Origin of the sequence: Nocardia sp. NPDC050718 (assembly GCF_040654235.1) — a bacterium.
Taxonomy (GTDB): domain Bacteria; phylum Actinomycetota; class Actinomycetes; order Mycobacteriales; family Mycobacteriaceae; genus Nocardia.
Map to the genome: position 1 here is coordinate 24,307 of NZ_JBFAHQ010000002.1, position 20,262 is coordinate 44,568.

Genomic DNA, 20,262 nt, shown 5'->3' on the forward strand with positions numbered 1-20,262 from the left:
TCAGCGCGGGAGGCGCGGATACGGCAGATCGGTGCTGGTGTGCTCGGCCACCGCGAGTGGCCGCCCGATCTGTGGGAACGCGCGCTGCGGGCACGCGGGTCGCTCGCACACCTTGCAGCCCGCGCCGATCGGCACCGCCACCTGCGGATCGTCGAGTTGCAGGCCCTGGGAGTACACCAGCCGGTCGGCGTATTCGATGTCGCAGCCGAGCCCGATGACGAAGTTCTTCGATGCCGTGCCGAAGCCCTGCGCCGAGGCCGGGGTGGTCCGGGCGATCCACAGGTAGCGGCGACCGTCGGGCATCTCCGAGATCTGGGTGAGGATGCGGCCCGGATGGGCGAAGGCCTCGTGGGTCACCCACAGCGGGCAGCTGCCGCCGACCCGGGAGAAGTGGAACGCGGTGGCGGACTGCCGTTTCGAGATATTGCCCGCCCGGTCGGTGCGGACCAGGAAGAACGGCACCCCGCGCTGGCCCTGCCGCTGCAGGGTGCTGAGCCGATGGCACACCGTCTCGAAGCCGACCTCGAAGCGCAGCGCGAGCAGGTCGACGTCGTAGCGCAGTTCCTCCGCCGACCGCAGGAAGCGGCCGTAGGGCAGGATCAGCGCGCCCGCGAAGTAGTTGGCCAGCCCGACCCTGGCCAGCGTGCGGGACTCCCCGGTGAGTGCCCGCGATTCGGCGAGGACGTTGTCGATCTCGCGCCCGTACAGCAGCAGGCCGAGGGTGGTCGCGATCTGGAAGGCGCGCTGTCCGGGCCGCAGCCGCCGGGCCAGGGTGAGCGTGCGGGTGTCGGGGTCGTAGTGGCGCTTGGGGATGGTCGGGTCGGCGCCGTCGCCGCGGACCAGCACGGTGACGCCCGCGCGCTCCTCGGCGATCCTGGCCAGCTGCCGGTCGAGCGAGCCGATACTCAGCCCCGACTCCTCGAACAGCTGCTCGGCGGCGTGATCGAGGGTCGAGATGTGGTTGCGGTGGTCGTAGAAGAAGTCGCGCACGTCCTCGTAGGGCATCGGCGTGCCCGGCGCGCCGCTGGGCGTGTCCACCCGGGAGGACAGCAGGTCGAGCTGATCGGTGGCCGCGCGCAGGCGCCGGTGCATGGCGATGACGATGCGGGCCACCTCGGGCAGCCGGGTCGCGAGTTCCTCGACCTCGGTGATCGGCGCGGTGTCGCCGCCACCCGCGGCTTCCACCAGGACCTCGTGTAGATCCGAGACCAGTCGCGCGTCGGAGTCGGCGGCGAAGAACTGGACGTCCAGGTCGAAGGTCGAGTTCAGTTTCAGCAGAACGGGAATGGTGAGCGGGCGCTGATCGCGCTCGAGCTGGTTCAGATAACTCGGGGACAGATCCAGCGATTTCGCGAGCGCCGCCTGAGTCATCCGTCGTTCTTCACGCAGCCGTCGTAGCCTGGCCCCCGCGTACATCTTCCGCACGCCGGAGATCCTAACTCGCCGGGTTTGCAAAGTTCGCTCGAAATCGTGATTGTCTGGGGAGAAGCCCAGTCCTGCAAGGGATTTTACCTGTGACTACCGGTGCGTAACGTGCGAAGAGACCGGTGGGTCGGGTCTGGGGTCCGGAGCGGTCGGAGATCACCCCACCGACTCTAGCCGCCGATCTTCGCAACCTTCGCTGATTCATCGAGTGTTGCACGCAAAAATACGCTTGTTCAGCGTGTTCTCCAGTTTGCTCGAGGTGCGTAGCGTGCGAACTGTGGCTGGGATCGACCGGCTGGAATCGGAGGATCAGTGAAGACCCATATCGTTCGCAGTGTCGGCGCCGCCGAGGAGTTCCCCCGCGCGCAGCACCTGGCCACCCTGGTGGCGGAGGTGGCCACCGACCCCGTGCCGGTATCCGGCGAGGTCACCGACATGATCGTCAACCGGATCATCGACAACGCCGCGGTGGCCGCGGCCTCGGTCCTGCGCGGCCCGGTGCGGACCGCCAGGGCGCAGGCGAGCGCGCACCCGCTGCCCGCGCACTCGTCGCGGCACGGCGCCACCGTGTTCGGACTGCCGGGCCCGCAGCGCTTTTCCCCCGAGTGGGCGGCGCTGGCCAACGGGGTGGCCGTGCGCGAGCTCGACTTCCACGACACCTTCCTGGCCGCCGAGTACTCCCATCCCGGCGACAACATCCCGCCGATCCTGGCCGTCGCCCAGCATGCCGGGCGCAGCGGCGCCGAGCTGATCCGCGGGCTGGCCACCGGCTACGAGATCCAGATCGACCTGGTGCGCGCGATCTGCCTGCACGAGCACAAGATCGACCACGTCGCCCATCTCGGCCCGTCGGCCGCGGCGGGCATCGGCACCCTGCTCGGGCTGGACGCCGAGACCATCTACCAGGCGGTCGGGCAGGCGCTGCACACCACCACCGCGACCCGGCAGTCCCGTAAGGGCGAGATCTCCAGCTGGAAGGCCTACGCACCGGCGTTCGCGGGGAAGATGGCCGTCGAAGCGGTCGACCGCGCGATGCGCGGTGAGGGCGCGCCCGCCCCGATCTGGGAGGGCGCCGACGGCGTCATCGCCTGGCTGCTCGGCGGTACCGACGCCGAATACCACGTGCCGCTGCCCGGCCCCGGCGAGGCCAAGCGCGCCATCCTGGACAGCTACACCAAGGAGCACTCGGCCGAATATCAGAGCCAGGCCCCGATCGACCTCGCGCGCAGGCTGCGCGCGCGGATCCCCGACACCGCCCGGATCGCCTCGATCGTGCTGCACACCAGCCATCACACGCACTACGTGATCGGCACCGGCTCCGGCGACCCGCAGAAGTTCGACCCGCGCGCCAGCCGCGAGACCCTCGACCACTCGCTGCCCTATATCTTCGCCGTCGCGCTCCAGGACGGCACCTGGCATCACGAGCGTTCCTACGCGCCCGAGCGCGCGCAGCGGCCCGACACCGTCGCGCTGTGGCACAAGATCGCCACCGTCGAGGACCCGGAGTGGACGCGCCGCTATCACGCGACCGACCCGGCCGAGAAGGCGTTCGGCGCGCGGGCCGTGGTCACCCTCGACGACGGCACGGTGATCGTCGACGAGCTCGCGGTGGCCGACGCGCATCCGCTGGGCGCGCGACCGTTCGCCCGCGCGCAGTACCTCGAGAAGTTCCGCGCCCTCGCCGACGGCGTCGTCACGCCGGACGAACAGGACCGCTTCCTCGACGCCGCGCAGCGCACCCCGGAGCTGGCTGCGGGCGAACTGGACCAGCTGACCTTCGCGGTCGACCCGGTCCTGTTCGACGTGCTGCCCGCCGCGCGGGAAGGACTGTTCTGATGAGTGTGGAGGGACTGCTCGCCGCGCAGGCGAGTCCGGCGGCCAAGCGCGCCGCCTTCCGGGCCGGCCTGGCCTCCGGGACCTTGCAGCGGCTGCCCGGCGCGGTGAATCCGCTGGTGGCCAGGCTGATCCAGGAGATCGGGTTCGACGGGGTGTATGTCTCCGGGGCGGTGGTGTCGGCCGAGCTGGCCCTGCCCGACATCGGCCTGACCACGCTCACCGAGGTCGTCGAGCGCGGCCGCCAGATCGCGCGCGCCACCGAGCTGCCGGTCCTCGTCGACGCCGACACCGGCTTCGGCGAGCCGATGAACGCCGCCCGCACGGTGACCCTGCTCGAGGACGCGGGCCTGGCCGGCTGTCACCTCGAGGACCAGGTCAATCCCAAGCGATGCGGTCATCTCGACGGCAAGGCGGTCGTCGACACCGCGACGATGGTGCGCCGGATCCGGGCGGCCGTTGCGGTGCGCCGCGATCCGGGCTTCGTGCTCTGCGCCCGCACGGACGCGCGCGCCATCGAGGGGCTGGACGCGGCGATCGACCGGGCCAAGGCGTACGCCGACGCCGGCGCCGACCTGATCTTCACCGAGGCGCTGGTCGACGAGGCCGAGTTCGCGAAGTTCCGTGCCGCCGTGGATGTCCCGCTGCTGGCCAACATGACCGAGTTCGGCAAGACCCCGCTGCTGTCGGCCGCGACACTGACCGACCTCGGCTACAACGCGGTGATCTACCCGGTCACCACGCTGCGGCTGGCGATGGGCGCGATCGAGAACGGTCTGCGCGAGATCGCCACGGCCGGTACCCAATCGGCCCTGCTGGACCGCATGCAGCACCGGTCCCGGCTCTACGAACTGCTCGGCTACCAGCGCTACAACGAATTCGACTCCGGCATCTTCGATTTCACAGTGGGTGAGTGACCATGACCAGTGGACAGACGGCACCGAACGCCATCGCCAAGGGACTGGCGGGCGTGGTGGTCGACACGACGAGCATCTCCAAGGTGGTCGCCGAGACCAACTCGCTGACCTATCGCGGCTATCCCGTGCAGGATCTGGCCGCGCGCTGCTCCTTCGAGGAGGTCGCCTACCTGCTCTGGTACGGCGAACTGCCCGACGACGGGCAGCTGCAACAGCTGTGCCAGCGCGAACGCGCGCAACGCCGGATCGATCGGTCGGTGCTGGCGCTGGTGGAGAAGATGCCCGACACCTGCCATCCGATGGATGTGGTGCGCACGGTCGTGAGCTACCTCGGCACCGAGGACGCCGCCTCCGAGAGCGTGGGCGAGCGGGAAAGGCTCGCCGCCGCACTGCGATTGACCGCGCTGCTGCCCACGGTGATCGCGGCCGCGATGCGCAGGCGGCGCGGACTGGACCCGATCGCCCCGCACTCCCAGCTCGGGTTCGCCGAGAACTTCCTGTACATGTGCTTCGGCGAGGTCCCGGCGCCGCGGATCGTGCGGGCGTTCGAGATCTCGCTGATCCTCTACGCCGAGCACGGATTCAACGCCTCCACCTTCGCGGCCCGGGTGGTGACCTCCACCGGCTCGGACATGTACAGCGCGATCACCGCGGCCATCGGCGCGTTGAAGGGCAGACTGCACGGCGGCGCCAACGAGGCGGTCATGCACACCATGCTCGAGATCGGTGACCCCGAGCGGGCCGCCGCCTGGGTGGCCGAGACGCTGGCCGCGCGGCGCAAGGTGATGGGCTTCGGCCACCGGGTCTACCGCGACGGCGACTCCCGGGTGCCGACGATGAAGGCCGCGCTGGACGAGGTCGCCACGGTCACCGGTGGGCAGCGGTGGGTGCGCATGTACGACGCACTGGCCGCCGCCATGGCCGAGAAGACGGGCATCGCACCGAATCTCGACTTCCCCGCCGGACCCGCCTACTACCTGATGGGCCTCGACATCGAGATGTTCACGCCCATCTTCGTGATGAGCCGGATCACCGGCTGGACCGCGCACATCGCGGAGCAGTCGGCCGCGAACGCGCTGATCCGGCCGCTGTCGGAATATCGCGGCGTCGACCAGCGCCCGGTGCCCGCCACGCGCCACTGAACCGGCCCGCTTCGTCCGCCCCTCATCGCGGACGAAGCGGCCCGGCACCCGCCCCGGACGGATCGCGCCGTCCGGGGCAGTGTCATGTCAGCGCAGCGCGGCGGCTGCCGTCACCAGATTGCGCAGCGACGCTTCGACCTCCACCGGGCCACGGGTCTTGAGACCGCAGTCCGGGTTCACCCACAGCCGCTCGGCCGGAACCGCCTTCAGCGCCGCCGACAGCGAGGTGGTGATCTCCTCGACCGAGGGCACCCGCGGCGAGTGGATGTCGTAGACACCCGGGCCGACCCCGAGCGCGAAACCGGCCGCGTTCAGGTCGTCGAGCACCTCCATGTGCGAGCGGGCCGCCTCGATGGAGGTGACGTCGGCGTCCAGGCCCGCGATCGCCGAGATCACTTCGCCGAACTCCGAGTAGCACAGGTGCGTGTGCACCTGGGTGGTGTCGGCGACCCCGGCGGTGGCCAGCCGGAACGCGTCCACCGACCAGCGCAGGTAGGCGGGCTGATCGGCCGCGCGCAGCGGCAGCAGCTCGCGCAGCGCGGGCTCGTCGACCTGGATGATCCGGGCGCCCTGGGACTCCAGGTCGACCGTCTCGTCCCGGATCGCCAGCGCGACCTGCCGGGCCGAGTCGGCCAGCGGCTGATCGTCACGGACGAACGACCACGCCAGGATCGTCACCGGACCGGTGAGCATGCCCTTGACCGGCTTGGCCGTCAGCGACTGGGCGTAGCCGATCCACGACAGCGTCATCGGCGCGGACCGGGAGACGTCACCGAACAGGATCGGCGGACGCACGCAGCGGGTGCCGTAGGACTGCACCCAGCCCGCCTCGGTGGCGGCGAACCCGTCGAGCAGCTCGGCGAAGTACTGGACCATGTCGTTGCGTTCCGGCTCGCCGTGCACCAGCACGTCCAGGCCGAGCCGCTCCTGGAGGGTGATCACGTCGGCGATCTCGGCGCGCATCCGGCGCACGTACTCGGCCTCGTCGATCTCGCCGGTGCGCAGCGCGGCGCGGGCCAGGCGGATGGCCGAGGTCTGCGGGTAGGAGCCGATCGTGGTGGTCGGCAGCACCGGCAGGTCCAGGTGATCGCGCTGCGCCGCCCTGCGCTCGTCGGCGGGGGAGCGGGTGAGGTCGGCGTCGTCGAGCGCGGCCAGCCGGGCGCGGACCCGGTCGTCGTGCAGGCGCGGGTCGGTGCGCCGGGTCTGCGCCGCGGCGCGGGCGGCGGCCAGCTCGGCGGTGACCGCGCCGGTGCCCTCGGCCAGCGCGGTCGCGAGCACCCGCACCTCACCGACCTTTTCGGCGCCGAAGGCCAGCCACGACCGCAGCTGGTCGTCGAGCCCGGTCTCCGGGGTCAGCGAGTACGGCACGTGCAGCAGCGAGCAGGAGGTCGACACGGCCACCTCGCCGCCGAGGGCGCCGAGCGTGGCGATCGCGGCGTCGAGGTCGGTGCGCCAGATGTTGCGGCCGTCGACGACACCGGCGACCAGCAGCTTGCCCGCCAGCGCCGGAATCCCGGCGATCGCGGACGTCTCGGTACCGGCGGTGAAATCGAGCGCGACGCCGTCGATTCCGGTGTCCGCCAGCGCCGTCAGCGCGGCGCCGGGGTGCCCGAAGTAGGTGGCGACCAGGATCGCGGGCCGGTCCGGCGCGGCCGAGAGCGCGGTGTAGGTGTCGCGCACCAGCTCGATCTCGGCCTCGGTCAGATCGGTGACCAGCACCGGCTCATCGATCTGCACCCACTGCGCGCCCGCCGCGGCCAGGCGCCCGAGCAGGTCCAGGTACAGCGGCAGCAGTTCCGGCAGCCGGTCCAGCGCGGCGCCGTCGGCGGACTTGGCCAGCTTCAGGAAGGTCAGCGGGCCGATCACCACCGGCCGCGCCTGCACGCCGAGCTGGATCGCCTCGGCGAGCTCGGTCAGCAGCTGCTCCGGGTGCAGGGTGAACGTGGTGGCCGCGTCGATCTCGGGCACCAGGTAGTGGTAGTTGGTGTCGAACCACTTGGTCATCTCCAGCGGCGCGACGGTGTCGGTGCCGCGCGCGGCCGCGAAATAGCGGTCCAGCGGGTCGGCGATCTCGGCCACCCGGTGCGGCAGCGCACCGAGCAGGACGGCGGTGTCGAGCATCTGGTCGTAGTAGGAGAAGGTGCCGACGGGCACCGAATCCAGTCCGGCCGCCTGCAACGCGGCGAACTGCACGGTGCGCAGCATGCGCCCGACGGCGTGCAGGTCCTCGGCGCCGAGCCGGCCTGCCCAGTAGGACTCGGTGGCGCGCTTGAGTTCCCGGCGCGGGCCGACCCGCGGCAGGCCCAGAACCGTCGCGGTGAACGGGGAGTGCGAAACAGTCACGGAGATTCTCCAGTGTCGTGCGGGGAGAGCCGACGCCTTTCGCGGGCGACGCCGACACCGGAGGAACCCGTCGTGAGGACACGACGGGTCGGCACAGGTGGTCCGCGCGCCCGATCCACGAGGCGGTGGCCGCCGGATACGGCGTATCCGGCACAGTCGGCAGGTCTTCGGACTCGCGGGCACCGGTCGTGTGATCGACCGACCTACTGGCCGTCGCTTCCCGGGCATCGTGCCCAGTGCTGATGACGGCGGTCGTTCCTGCATACCGCTGCGGGACAGTCCCGGATTCCCACCGGGTTCCCTCTTCGCCCGGCACACGGTGCCCGGGCTTCGACGCCGGCGCGGGAGGTCGGGGCTCCGACTCTTCCACCGCGCAGGCGAACCAGCTGCGTCACACAGCATAGGGCCTCGGCGCGGGCCGCCGCGACCACCCCGTCTCGCCCGGCCCGCGTGACCTGCGCTTCGGCGGCGCACCGCATGCCTGCCGCCGCGGTGAGATGTGACGGCCCGATGAACGCAACTTCGCAGGTGGGCGGGTGTGCGATGTGAAGATTGCTGCGAAGCCACCTTGCGTGACAGTGCTGCGGTCGCGGCCGGGTACCGTGGTCCAATGTTCTCGAAAGTCTTGGTCGCCAATCGTGGTGAGATCGCCATTCGCGCCTTCCGCGCGGCATACGAACTCGGCATCGGAACGGTCGCGGTGTTCCCCCATGAGGACCGCAACTCCGTCCATCGGCTGAAGGCGGCCGAGTCGTATCAGATCGGCGAGGAGGGGCACCCGGTCCGGGCGTACCTGTCCATCGAGGCGATCATCGACGCGGCCAAGAGCGCGGGCGCCGACGCGATCTACCCCGGCTACGGCTTCCTGTCCGAGAACCCCGACCTCGCGGCCGCCTGTGAGCGCGAGGGCATCACCTTCATCGGTCCCTCGGCCGCCGTGCTCGAGATGGCGGGCAACAAGGCCACCGCCATCGCCGCCGCCAAGGCCGCCGGCCTGCCGGTGCTGAAGTCCAGTGAGCCGTCCGCCGACATCGACGCCCTGCTGGCCGCCTCCCAGGAATTCGAGTACCCGATCTTCGTCAAGGCCGTCGCCGGTGGTGGCGGCCGCGGCATGCGCCGCGTGGCCGCGCCCGAGCAGCTGCGCGAGTCGATCGAGGCGGCCTCGCGCGAGGCCGAGTCGGCCTTCGGCGATCCGACCGTGTTCCTCGAGCAGGCGGTGGTGAACCCGCGCCACATCGAGGTGCAGATCCTGGCCGACCAGCACGGCAATGTCATGCACCTGTTCGAGCGCGACTGCTCGCTGCAGCGCCGCCACCAGAAGGTGATCGAGCTCGCGCCCGCGCCGAACCTGGATCCGGCACTGCGCGAACGGATCTGCGCCGACGCCGTGGCCTTCGCCCGGCAGATCGGCTACAGCAACGCGGGCACGGTGGAGTTCCTGCTCGACGAGCGCGGCAACCACGTCTTCATCGAGATGAACCCGCGCATCCAGGTCGAGCACACGGTCACCGAGGAGATCACCGACGTCGACCTGGTGCAGTCGCAGCTGCGCATCGCGTCCGGCGAGAGCCTGGCCGACCTCGGCCTGAGCCAGGACACGGTGTCGATCCGTGGCGCCGCGCTGCAGTGCCGCATCACCACCGAGGACCCGGCCAACGGCTTCCGCCCCGACACCGGCCGCATCACCGCCTACCGCACCCCCGGCGGCGCGGGCATCCGCCTGGACGGCGGCGCGAACCTGGGCGCGGAGATCGGCGCCTACTTCGACTCGATGCTGGTCAAGCTGACCTGCCGCGGTCGCGACCTGCCCGCCGCGGCCGCCCGCGCCCGGCGCGCGCTCGCCGAGTTCCGCATCCGTGGCGTCACGACCAACATCCCCTTCCTGCTCGCGGTGCTCGACGATCCGGACTTCCAGGCGGGCCGGGTCACCACCTCGTTCATCGACGAGCGACCGGAGCTGCTGACCTCGCGCGGCTCGGCCGACCGCGGCACCAAGATCCTGAGCTACCTGGCCGACGTCACCGTCAACAAGCCGCACGGCGACCGGCGCACCACGGTGTACCCGTACGACAAGCTGCCCGCCGCCGACCTGACCCTGCCGCCGCCGGACGGCTCGCGCCAGCGCCTGCTCGCCCTCGGCCCGGACGGTTTCGCCCGCGCCCTGCGCGAGCAGAAGGCGCTCGGCGTCACCGACACCACCTTCCGCGACGCGCACCAGTCGCTGCTGGCCACCCGCGTGCGCACCAACGGCCTGCTCGGCGTGGCCGGGCACGTCGCCCGGCTGACTCCCGAACTGCTCTCGATCGAGGCGTGGGGCGGCGCGACCTACGATGTGGCGCTGCGCTTCCTGCACGAGGACCCGTGGGAGCGGCTGGCTGCGCTGCGTGAGGCCGTGCCGAACATCTGTCTGCAGATGCTGCTGCGCGGCCGCAACACCGTCGGCTACACGCCGTACCCGGAGCAGGTCACCCGCGCCTTCGTCTCCGAGGCCGCGACCACCGGTATCGACATCTTCCGCATCTTCGACGCGCTCAACAATGTCGACCAGATGCGCCCGGCCATCGACGCGGTGCGCGAAACCGGTACGGCCATCGCCGAAGTCGCGCTGTCCTACACCGGTGACCTGCTCGACCCGAACGAGTCGCTCTACACGCTCGACTACTACCTGAAGCTGGCCGAGCAGATCGTCGACGCGGGCGCGCACGTGCTCGCGATCAAGGACATGGCCGGTCTGTTGCGCGCGCCCGCGGCGGCGAAGCTGGTCACCGCGCTGCGCAGCAACTTCGATCTGCCGGTGCACGTGCACACCCACGACACCCCCGGTGGGCAGCTGGCGACCTACCTGGCCGCGTGGCAGGCGGGCGCCGACGCGGTCGACGGCGCCTCGGCCGCGATGGCGGGCACCACCTCGCAGCCCGCGCTGTCGGCGATCGTCGCCGCCACCGCGCACACCGAGCGCGACACCGGCCTGAACCTGCAGAACGTCTGCGATCTGGAGCCGTACTGGGAGGCGCTGCGCAAGGTGTACGCGCCGTTCGAGTCGGGTCTGCCCGCGCCGACCGGGCGCGTGTACACCCACGAGATCCCGGGTGGTCAGCTGTCGAACCTGCGTCAGCAGGCGATCGCGCTCGGCCTGGGCGACCGGTTCGAAGAGGTCGAGGCCAAGTACGCCGCGGCCGACCGGCTGCTGGGCCGCCTGATCAAGGTGACCCCGTCGTCGAAGGTCGTCGGTGACCTGGCGCTGGCGCTGGTCGGCACCGGCGTCGACATCGAGGACTTCGCCGCCGATCCGGGCCGCTACGACATCCCCGACTCGGTGATCGGCTTCCTGCGCGGCGAGCTGGGCGAACCCGCCGGTGGCTGGCCCGAGCCGTTCCGCAGCAAGGCGCTGGCCGGGCGCAACGAGCCCAAGCCGGAGACCCCGCTGACCGCGGCCGACCAGGCCGGGCTCGACGGCACCTCGGCCGAGCGCCGCCACACCCTCAACCGCCTGCTGTTCCCCGGCCCGACCGCGGAGTTCCAGGCGCACCGGGAGAAGTACGGCGACACCACCGGCCTGTCGGAGAACCAGTTCTTCTACGGTCTGCGCCGCGGCGAGGAGCACCGGGTGCAGCTGGAGAAGGGTGTCACGCTGCTCATCGGGCTCGAGGCGATCTCCGAGCCGGACGAGAAGGGCATGCGCACGGTCATGTGCATCATGAACGGGCAGCTGCGCCCGATCGCGGTGCGGGACCGCTCGATCGCGTCGGAGGTGCCCGCCGCGGAGAAGGCCGACAAGAACAACCCCGGCCACATCGCGGCGCCGTTCGCCGGTGTCGTCACGCTGGCGGTGTCGGAGGGCGACGAGATCCACGCGGGCGACACCGTCGGCACCATCGAGGCGATGAAGATGGAGGCGGCCATCACCGCGCCGCGCGCCGGCATCGTCGGCCGGATCGCGACCGCCAAAGTGCAGCAGGTCGAGGGCGGCGATCTGCTGGTGGAACTGGCAGCGCGCGAGTCGGAATGACGCGCATCGTCGCGGGTACGGCGGGCGGGCGGCGGCTGAAGGTGCCGCCCGCCGGTACCCGGCCCACCTCGGACCGGGTGCGCGAGGCGCTGTTCAGCGCGATCGACGCGCGCCTCGACCTGGACGGCGCGCGGGTCGTCGACCTGTACGCCGGTTCGGGCGCGCTCGGCCTGGAAGCGCTCTCGCGCGGGGCCGCGCACGCCCTGCTCGTCGAGGCCGACCGCAAGGCGGCCGCGGCCGTACGGGCCAATATCGCCGAGCTCGGCCTGCCCGGCGCGGAACTGCGCCTCGGCACGGTCGGCACGGTGCTGGCGCACGCCGCGCCGGGCACCTACGACGTGGTCTTCTCCGATCCGCCGTACGACGTGAGCACCGAGGACGTGATCGCCGACCTCACCGCGCTGGCGGCCAACGGCTGGCTCGCGCCCGACGCGCTGGTGATCGTCGAACGGTCCATCCGCTCACCCGAGATCGCCTGGCCCGCAGGCTATGCGCCGCTGAAGCCGCGCAAGTACGGGGAGACCAGAATCGAGCTCGCCGAATTCGGTGCTAGCGTCTGAACCATGGCTGCAGCACTGTGCCCCGGCTCCTTCGACCCGGTCACCAACGGTCACCTCGACGTGTTCGCCCGTGCGGCCGCGCAGTTCGACGAGGTGATCATCACCGTCATGGTGAACCCCAAGAAACAGGGCATGTTCACCGTGGACGAGCGCATGGAACTGCTGCGCGAATCGGTCACCCATCTGCCCAACGTGCGCGTCGCGTCCTGGCAGGGCCTGCTGGTCGACTTCGCCAAGCAGGAGGGTGTCGGCGCGATCGTGAAGGGCCTGCGCGACGCGGGCGACTTCGGCTACGAGCTCCAGATGGCCCAGATGAACCACAAACTGGCCGGCGTCGACACCTTCTTCATCGCCACCAACCCGTCCCTGAGCTTCCTGTCCAGCTCACTGGTCAAGGAAGTCGCGGCCTACGGCGGCGACGTCAGCGACATGCTCCCGCCCGCGGTGCACAAGCGCCTCCTCGACCGCTTGGCCGAGCGTCGGGGCTAGAACACCAGGCCGCGCAGGGCGAGGAAGCGCATCCCGCCGACCGCGGCGGTGATGGCGAGCACGGCCAGGGCCTGCACGCTGTCGCCCAGGCCGGGCGCCCACACCCCGAGGGCGGCCAGGCTCGCCGTCGTGATGCCGAGGCCGAGCAGGGCCAAGCCGCCGCCCTCCCACTGCGCGGTGAACCAGGTGACCCGGTCGGCCGCGTGGAAGGTGAGCTGACGGTGCAGTTCGTTGGCGATGATCGTGCTGACGACCGAACCGGCGACATTGGCGATCAGCGGGCCGACCCCGTGCATGGCGAAGAACAGCAGCACGTAGGCGATATTGCTGGAGCCGCCGACCAGGGCGAAGCGGATGAGCTGGGGGAGTGCGCGGTCGCCGCGCAGGTAGGCCAGGGTCTTGTCGAACCGCGGGCGCAGCGTGGGAGCGGGTTCGACCGGCGCCACGAGCGGGAACGGACCCGCCCAGGGAGCGAACATGCCCGCAACGTGCAGCACCGGGTTTCTCGGTGTTTCCAGAACGGTCATGGTCGACTCCGATCCTGTGAAAGGCGTCGAGGAGTACAACAGCAAAAAAGGTGTAGTGCTTCCCGGCGGACGGCGATGTCGTGCCTACCGATGGTAGCGGAAGTGGAGGGATTCACTCCACTTGATATCTGTGCGATCTAGGACACTCTCGCGACACACCGCGACGACATTCGGAACACGCGCCGCCGACGGGCACACTGGGCCACGGCGGTAGTGGTTTCGCCGTGAGGAAGCAGGAGGGTAGTGAGCATGTATCGCGTATTCGAAGCACTCGACGAACTGGTCGCCATCGTCGAAGAGGCGCGCGGCATCCCGCCGACCCGCAGCTGCATCGTGCCGCGCGGCGATGTCCTCGAACTGCTCGACGACGTCCGCGACGCCCTGCCCGGTGAGCTCGACGACGCCCAGGACGTCCTCGATCACCGCGACAAGATCGTCGGCGACGCCCGCACCGGCGCCGAGACCACCGTGACCTCCGCCAACGAGCAGGCGCGCACCACCATCGAGAAGGCCCGCGCCGAGGCCGACCGCATCCTGGCCGACGCCAAGGCGCACGCCGACCGCATGGTCGCCGAGGCCACCACCCACGCCGATCGCCTGGTCGCGACCGCGCAGGCCGAGGCCGATCAGGTGATCGCCGACGGCAACGCCGAGTACGACGAGCTCACCGGCCGCGCCCAGATCGACGCCGACCGCGCCATCCAGGCGGGCAAGGACTCCTACGAGCGCTCGGTCGCCGACGGCAAGGCCGAGCAGGCCCGCCTGGTCGCGCAGACCGAGGTCGTGCGGGCCGCGCACGCGGAGTCGGCGCGCCTGATCGACAGCGCCCAGGCCGAGTCCGATCGGGTGCGCGCCGAGTGCGACGACTACGTCGACGAGCAGATGGCCGATTTCGGCGGCAGGCTCGCCGAGATGGAGGAGACGCTGAACACGACGCGGCGCACGATCACCCGCGGCCGCCAGCAGATGCGCGGCGGTCAGCCCGCCGAATACCCGGAATACGCGGCCGACCACCGCCGCTGAGCGCGCGGTCGCGTTTTGGGTTCGGGCGGGGTCCTGCCGTACTGTTGAGTGGTTGCCCAAATCCCCTCAGAAGTAAGTGAGTCAGTGATGCCCGCCGCTTCCGGTTCGCCGTCGCGTCCGCACAAGGCCAGTGGTCCTGTGTCCGACGCGGGCTTCGTGCTGGATGTCCGCAGTCTCGGCCGCAGGCCGGGAACCATGCGGGAGCTGCGGCGTACCGTCACCGACCATGAGCGGCTGGGTCTGGACCTGATCGCCATCCCGGCCGACGCCGCGGTGGAACTCGACCTGCAGCTGCAGGCCGTCTCGGAGGGTGTGCTGGTCACCGGCACGGTGTCCGGGCCGACGGTCGGGGAGTGCTCGCGCTGCCTCGAACCGTTCGACGACCAGGTCGAGATTCGTCTGACGGAGCTGTTCGCGTATCCGGACAGCACCACCGAGCAGACGACCGAGGACGACGAGGTCTACCGCATGGAAGACGACCTCATCGACCTCGAGCCGGTGATCCTCGACGCCATCGGGCTGGAGCTTCCGCTGCAGCCGCTGTGCACCCCGGACTGCGCGGGCCTGTGCCCCGAGTGCGGTGTGCGGATGGCGATTGCGGGTCCTGATCATGGGCATGAGATACTGGACCCTCGCTGGGCCAAGTTGGCGAGTTTCGCCGCAGAGGCGCCCGGCACCGGCGACCCCGCTGAGGGTTCCACCACCCCAGACCGATCCGCTCCCGTGGCAAACGATGCCCACGTGGCCAGCGAAAACACAGAGGAGAAGTAGCCGTGGCTGTTCCCAAGCGCCGGATGTCCCGTTCCAACACCCGGTCGCGGCGCAGCCAGTGGAAGGCCGTCGCGCCGACCCTGGTCACCTGCCCGAACCGTGCCTGCGGTGAGAAGACCCTCCCGCACATCGCGTGCCCGTCCTGCGGCACCTACAAGGGCCGCCAGGTCACCTCTGCTGTCTGATTCGTGACAGCGAGCAAAGAAACCGCAGGTTCGGCCGATCACGCCAGCCTGCTCACCGCCCTCGGTGTCGACGTACGACCGGAGCTTCTGCGCCTCGCGCTGACGCACCGGTCGTACGCGTACGAGAACGGCGGTCTGCCGACCAACGAGCGCCTCGAGTTCCTCGGCGACTCGGTCCTCGGCCTGAGCATCACCGAGCGCCTCTACACCGAGCACCCCGACAAGTCCGAGGGTGAGCTCGCGAAGCTGCGCGCCAGTGTGGTGAACATGCACGCGCTCGCCGAGGTGGCGCGTGGTCTCGGCGACGGCGGACTCGGTCAGTACCTGCTGCTCGGCAAGGGCGAAGAGCTCACCGGCGGCCGCGACAAGCCGAGCATCCTCGCCGACGGCATGGAGTCCCTGCTCGGCGCCGTGCATCTCGAGCACGGCATCGAGGTGGCCCGTGGCGTCGTGCTGCGCCTGTTCGCCGAACTGCTCGAGCGCGGCCCCCGGATGGGCGCGGGCCTCGACTGGAAGACCAGCCTGCAGGAGCTCACCGCCGAGCGCGGGCTCGGCGTGCCCAATTACGAGATCACCTCCACCGGCCCGGACCACAACAAGGAGTTCACCGCGACCACGGTGATCGCCGGTCGTCCGTACGGGCAGGGTGTCGGCCGCTCCAAGAAGGAAGCCGAGCAGAAGGCCGCGGGCACCGCCTACAAGGCACTCACCGACGAATCCTCGGCCACCGAAGCCTGACCGTGCCCGAACTGCCCGAAGTCGAGGTGGTGCGGCGCGGTCTGGCCGATCATGCGGTCGGCCGGGCGATCGACGCCGTCACCGTCACCCATCCCCGGGCCGTGCGCAGGCACCTCGCGGGTGGCGCCGATCTTGCGGCCCGCCTCACCGGCCTGAAGATCGAGGACGCGCGGCGCCGCGGCAAGTACCTGTGGCTCACCTTCGACGAGCCGGAGACCGCCCTGGTCGTCCACCTGGGCATGAGCGGGCAGATGCTGGTGCAGCCCGCGGGCGCCCCGGTCGAGAAGCACGCCCACATCCGCGCCGCCCTCGGTGACGGCAGCGAGCTGCGCTTCGTCGATCAGCGCACCTTCGGCGGCTGGGCGCTGGCCGACCTCGTGGAGGTCGACGGCACCGTCGTCCCGGACTCCGTCGCCCACATCGCCCGCGATCCGCTGGACCCGCGCTTCGACGCCGAGGCCGTGGTGGCGGCGATCCGGGCCAAGAACACCGAGATCAAGCGGGTGCTGCTCGATCAGACCGTGGTGTCGGGCATCGGCAACATCTACGCCGACGAGGCGCTGTGGCGGGCGGGTCTGCACGGCACGCGGGTGGCCGCCGAACTCACCCGGCCGGTGGTGCGCAAGCTGCTCGACGGTGTCACCGCGGTCATGAGCGAGGCGCTGGCCGTCGGCGGTACCTCCTTCGACGCGCTGTATGTGAATGTGAACGGCGAATCCGGCTATTTCTCCCGGTCACTGGCCGCCTACGGCCGCGAGAACGAGCCGTGCGACCGGTGCGGCGCGCCGCTGATCCGTGAGCAATTCATGAATCGCTCGTCGTTTTCCTGCCCGAAGTGTCAGCGGAAGCCTCGCCGCCGCTGATCCGGGCACGCTACCGTTTCTCCTGACAGGTCGTATCGGACCGGGTCCGTGCAGGAGGACGTTATGCGCAAGCTGACCTATTTCGTGGCATCGACGATCGACGGATTCATCGCCGCCGAGGACGGGACCCTGGACTTCTTCCCGGTCGGCGGCGATCACGGGCCCGCGATCATCTCGCAGTACCCTGAGACGCTGCCGACCAAGGTGCGCGAGGCGCGCGGCATCGCGGCGGGCAACGTCTACTTCGACACCGTGATCATGGGCCGCAAGACGCACGACTTCGGCGTGCGCACCGGCACCGCCAGCCCGTACGAGCACCTGCGACAGTTCGTGGTGTCGACGACGCTGCCGGAATCGCCGGCGCCCGGGGTCGAGCTGATCACCGCCGACCCGATCTCCGCCGTCCGCGCGCTCAAACGCGAAGCGGGACTGGGGATCTGGCTCTGCGGTGGGGGTGAGCTGGCCCAGGCGCTGCTGCCCGAGATCGATCAGGTGTTCCTCAAGCTGCATCCGGTGGTGCTCGGGACCGGTCGGCCGCTGTTCGGCGGCGGTGCGAAACTGCCGGAGCCGGAACGCTTCCGGGTGATCACCAGCCGGGTGTACGCCGACGGTGTCGCGTTCCTCAAGTACGGCCGGATCAGGTAGCGCGCGGTGACGGCGGCGGGTCCGGGCCCGGTGGCGGCCCTGCGGGAGATCGGGTTCTGGCTCGAGCGATCCCGTGCGGAGACCCACCGGGTGAAGGCGTATCGCCGCGCCGCCGATATCGTCGCCGGGCTGTCGGAGTCCGAGCAGGCCGCGCGGGCGCGCGAGCACAGCTGGCGCGAGCTGGCCGGGATCGGGCCGAAGACCGCCGCCGTCATCGAACAGGCGTGCGCCGGTGCGGTTCCCGACTACCTGGCCGAATTGCGCGGCGCCGCGCAACCCATCGGCCCCGCGGGCGACCCGCTGCGCACGGTGCTGCGCGGTGACCTGCACACCCACTCGGACTGGTCCGACGGCGGCAGCCCGATCGGGGAGATGATGGGGGTCGCCGCCGCGCTCGGCCACGAATACTGTGCGCTGACCGATCATTCGCCACGGCTGAAGGTCGCCAACGGCCTGTCCGCCGACCGGCTGCTGCGCCAGCTCGACGTGATCGCCGAACTCCAGGAGCAGCTCGCGCCCTTCCGCATCCTCACCGGCATCGAGGTCGACATCCTCGACGACGGCACCCTCGACCAGCGCGCCGATCTGCTCGAACGGCTGGATGTCGTTGTCGCCAGCGTGCATTCACACCTGCGCGACGACAGCGCCACCATGACCAAACGCATGGTCTACGCCGTCGCGAACCCGAATGTCGACATCCTCGGCCACTGCACCGGCCGCCTCGTCGAAGGCAGCCGAGGCACCCGCCCCGAGTCCACCTTCGACGCCGAACTCGTCTTCGAGGCCTGCCGGAAATACGGCACCGCCGTGGAGATCAACAGCAGACCCGAACGTCGCGACCCACCAGGGCGCCTCATCGACCTCGCCGTCGACATGGGCTGCCACTTCAGCATCGACACCGACGCGCACGCACCCGGCCAGTTGGCCTGGCAGGGATACGGCTGCGAACGCGCGCTGGCGCACGGTGTTCCGGCCGACCGGGTGATCAATACCTGGCCGGTCGACGAGCTGCTGACCTGGTGTGCGACGACCACCGGGTGAAGACTCGCCGAACAACCGGCGCCGGGTGCCGCGATGTCGGATCGGCCTGATAGACAGGCGGAGACAGGTATCCGGGTGGGGGAGGGGAGCCGATGGGCGAGTTCCCGGTCGAGATCGTGCTGTCGGTGCTCGGTCTGTTCGTGGCGACGGCGGCGTTCCTGCGGGAGTTCGTCTTCGTCGGCCGCAAGCGCCTCGGCTACCGCGTGCAGATGAACACGCCGGCCAGCCGGATCCAGCTCGCCGACCCGAACGGCGCGACGGCCCAGGGCGGCACGTCGACCGCGGATCCGGTGTCGGTGGTGCTGATCCGGATCGAGAACTACGGCTCCACGGCGATCGAGGCCGACGACTACGTCGGCGAGAGTCCGCGACTGCTGTTCCCGCACCACACGATCCGCGCGCTCGAGGTCACCGAGCGGGTCACCCGCACCGGGGACTCGGTGACCGCGTTCAGTGACGCCCTGCGGGAGCTGGCCGCCGGTGTCGGCGCGGACAACGCCGCGCGGATCGTGCTGCCGAGCGAACGGCTCGAACGCGGTGAGCACTACAAGGTGCTGGCCGTGCTCGCCGGTCCGGCGCCCGATCCGCAGGACATCAACGCGGCGAAGGTGGTGACCAAGGCGGGCAGCCTCAAGGGCGGTCGATTCGTCGAGACCACCAGCCGCTCCCGGCGCGAACCCGCCCTGCTCGGCCTGAGCGTGTTCCTCGCCCTGGTGGTGATGGTGCAGTTGCTGGCCACCGTGCTGCGCGGCGATCCGCCCCCGCGGGACTGCGCCGCGGGGGAGCTGACCGTCGTCGGATCGACCGCCATGGCGCCGATGATCCGCGCGGCCGCGCGGAACTACGAGAAGACCTGCACCGGAGCGCGATTCAGCTTCGATTTCACCGGCACCGAGCCGGGCCTGCGCGCGATCACCAAGGCCGGACCGACGCCGGGCATGCTCGCGATCGGTGACGGTGCCAAGGGAACCTCGTTCGCGGCGCTCACCGAACTCCCGCTGGCCCTGGGCTCGTTCTCGCTCGTCGTGCATCCCGGGGTCGGGCTGAAAGATCTCTCGACCCAGCAGATCCGGGACCTGTACCGGGGAAACATCAAGAACTGGAACCAGATCGGTGGACCCGATCTCCCCGTTGTCCTGATCGACCGGACCGCGGGCTCGGGCACCCGGCGCGCGCTGGAATCGCGGCTGCTCGAGGACAACCGCAAGGTGTTCCGCTACACCAGCTGCGTCGGCATGGCCGTGGGCGGCGAGCAGTGCGAGGTCGACGTCACCGACGAAGTGGCTATGTTCGTTGCCAAAATTCCTGGCGCGGTGGGGTATCTGGAGACCTCGGCGATCGCCGACGGGGTCGCGGCGGTCACGATCGACGGGGTGCGCCCGACGCCGGAGACGATCCGGTCCGGTGCCTACCGCTTCACCGGCGTGGAATACGCCTACACGCACGGCCCGATCGCCGGTGATTCGCTGGTCGCGCAGTTCCTCGACTACCTGACCCGGGGTAAGGCCAGGCTCACCATGACCGAGTTCGGCAACATCCCGTGCGTCGACCCGGTGGAACCGAAATTCTGTACGCCGTAGACCGCCCCTGACGGCGGAATCTCCTGTCTCGTCACGGAATCGCCGACACGTTTTGCCAGCAACCCACTGGTTTACTCTCCGGTAGCGGGGTACGTTCCACTACGGCCCCTCTGTTCAGGCGGGCACCCGCGTGGTGCGCTTCCCGCTTGGCCAGGCCAACCATGCCCCATG

Annotated in this window: 17 protein-coding genes and 1 riboswitch; of the genes, 14 read left to right on the forward strand and 3 right to left on the reverse strand. The window is 70.3% G+C overall.

Going from position 1 to position 20,262, the window contains the following annotated elements:
- A complete protein-coding gene (locus tag AB0H54_RS09620) occupies window positions 1-1,425 on the reverse strand; it encodes a short-chain fatty acyl-CoA regulator family protein (RefSeq protein WP_355282861.1) in 1,425 nt (474 codons plus the stop codon).
- Window positions 1,426-1,737: 312 nt separating this feature from the next.
- On the opposite strand from AB0H54_RS09620, the gene AB0H54_RS09625 reads away from it, so the two are divergent.
- The 3 genes from AB0H54_RS09625 to AB0H54_RS09635 are packed head-to-tail and all read left to right on the forward strand — an operon-like array spanning window position 1,738 to window position 5,317.
- Window positions 1,738-3,261 (forward strand): MmgE/PrpD family protein, encoded by a 1,524-nt coding sequence (locus AB0H54_RS09625; RefSeq protein WP_357344319.1) that lies wholly within the window; start codon window positions 1,738-1,740, stop codon window positions 3,259-3,261.
- The gene (gene prpB / locus AB0H54_RS09630) at window positions 3,261-4,175 is read left to right on the forward strand and encodes a methylisocitrate lyase (protein WP_357344320.1); all 915 of its coding nucleotides are present in this window, start codon (window positions 3,261-3,263) and stop codon (window positions 4,173-4,175) included. Before AB0H54_RS09625 ends, prpB begins: the two co-directional genes overlap by 1 nt.
- Before the next feature lie 2 nt (window positions 4,176-4,177).
- On the forward strand, window positions 4,178-5,317 hold the full coding sequence (locus tag AB0H54_RS09635) for a bifunctional 2-methylcitrate synthase/citrate synthase (protein WP_357344322.1): 1,140 nt from the start codon (window positions 4,178-4,180) through the stop codon (window positions 5,315-5,317).
- An 87-nt stretch (window positions 5,318-5,404) separates the two neighbouring features.
- On the opposite strand, the gene metE is transcribed toward AB0H54_RS09635, so the two are convergent.
- Window positions 5,405-7,660 (reverse strand): 5-methyltetrahydropteroyltriglutamate--homocysteine S-methyltransferase, encoded by a 2,256-nt coding sequence (gene metE / locus AB0H54_RS09640; RefSeq protein WP_357344324.1) that lies wholly within the window; start codon window positions 7,658-7,660, stop codon window positions 5,405-5,407.
- 140 nt (window positions 7,661-7,800) lie between these two features.
- A riboswitch (cobalamin riboswitch) is annotated at window positions 7,801-8,010 on the reverse strand.
- 260 nt (window positions 8,011-8,270) lie between these two features.
- Between metE and AB0H54_RS09645 the strand changes: the two genes are divergently transcribed.
- Genes AB0H54_RS09645 through coaD form a run of 3 tightly spaced genes read left to right on the forward strand, consistent with a single transcriptional unit; the run spans window position 8,271 to window position 12,718 of the window.
- Window positions 8,271-11,669, forward strand: coding sequence for a pyruvate carboxylase (locus AB0H54_RS09645; RefSeq protein ID WP_357344326.1), 3,399 nt, complete (start codon window positions 8,271-8,273; stop codon window positions 11,667-11,669).
- Window positions 11,666-12,229: a 16S rRNA (guanine(966)-N(2))-methyltransferase RsmD gene (rsmD, locus tag AB0H54_RS09650; RefSeq protein ID WP_357344328.1), complete on the forward strand. Its 564-nt coding sequence runs from the start codon at window positions 11,666-11,668 to the stop codon at window positions 12,227-12,229. The genes AB0H54_RS09645 and rsmD overlap by 4 nt, the downstream gene beginning before the upstream one ends.
- 3 nt (window positions 12,230-12,232) lie before the next feature.
- A complete protein-coding gene (coaD, locus tag AB0H54_RS09655) occupies window positions 12,233-12,718 on the forward strand; it encodes a pantetheine-phosphate adenylyltransferase (protein ID WP_355280450.1) in 486 nt (161 codons plus the stop codon).
- Here the strand turns inward: coaD and AB0H54_RS09660 are convergent.
- The gene (locus AB0H54_RS09660; RefSeq protein WP_357344330.1) at window positions 12,715-13,245 is read right to left on the reverse strand and encodes a GtrA family protein; all 531 of its coding nucleotides are present in this window, start codon (window positions 13,243-13,245) and stop codon (window positions 12,715-12,717) included. The genes coaD and AB0H54_RS09660 overlap by 4 nt on opposite strands.
- 249 nt (window positions 13,246-13,494) lie before the next feature.
- Here AB0H54_RS09660 and AB0H54_RS09665 point away from each other — a divergent pair, with 249 nt between their 5' ends.
- From AB0H54_RS09665 to AB0H54_RS09700, 8 genes are all read left to right on the forward strand, one after another.
- Window positions 13,495-14,268, forward strand: coding sequence for a DivIVA domain-containing protein (locus tag AB0H54_RS09665; protein ID WP_357344332.1), 774 nt, complete (start codon window positions 13,495-13,497; stop codon window positions 14,266-14,268).
- An 87-nt stretch (window positions 14,269-14,355) separates the two neighbouring features.
- Window positions 14,356-15,039 (forward strand): DUF177 domain-containing protein, encoded by a 684-nt coding sequence (locus AB0H54_RS09670; protein ID WP_357344334.1) that lies wholly within the window; start codon window positions 14,356-14,358, stop codon window positions 15,037-15,039.
- Between the two features lie 2 nt (window positions 15,040-15,041).
- Window positions 15,042-15,224, forward strand: a complete 183-nt coding sequence (gene rpmF, locus AB0H54_RS09675) for a 50S ribosomal protein L32 (protein WP_138447171.1) — start codon at window positions 15,042-15,044, stop codon at window positions 15,222-15,224.
- A 3-nt stretch (window positions 15,225-15,227) separates the two neighbouring features.
- Window positions 15,228-15,962: a ribonuclease III gene (rnc, locus tag AB0H54_RS09680; RefSeq protein WP_357344336.1), complete on the forward strand. Its 735-nt coding sequence runs from the start codon at window positions 15,228-15,230 to the stop codon at window positions 15,960-15,962.
- 2 nt (window positions 15,963-15,964) lie between these two features.
- Complete coding sequence (mutM, locus tag AB0H54_RS09685; RefSeq protein ID WP_357344338.1) at window positions 15,965-16,825, forward strand: bifunctional DNA-formamidopyrimidine glycosylase/DNA-(apurinic or apyrimidinic site) lyase; 861 nt, start codon at window positions 15,965-15,967, stop codon at window positions 16,823-16,825.
- Window positions 16,826-16,888: 63 nt separating this feature from the next.
- A complete protein-coding gene (locus AB0H54_RS09690) occupies window positions 16,889-17,470 on the forward strand; it encodes a dihydrofolate reductase family protein (protein WP_355280462.1) in 582 nt (193 codons plus the stop codon).
- A gap of 6 nt (window positions 17,471-17,476) precedes the next feature.
- Window positions 17,477-18,511 carry a PHP domain-containing protein gene (locus AB0H54_RS09695; protein WP_357344340.1) on the forward strand — a complete coding sequence of 345 codons (1,035 nt, stop codon included), beginning with the start codon at window positions 17,477-17,479 and terminating at the stop codon, window positions 18,509-18,511.
- 92 nt (window positions 18,512-18,603) lie between these two features.
- Window positions 18,604-20,091 (forward strand): substrate-binding domain-containing protein, encoded by a 1,488-nt coding sequence (locus tag AB0H54_RS09700; protein WP_357344342.1) that lies wholly within the window; start codon window positions 18,604-18,606, stop codon window positions 20,089-20,091.
- Window positions 20,092-20,262 lie beyond the last annotated feature (171 nt).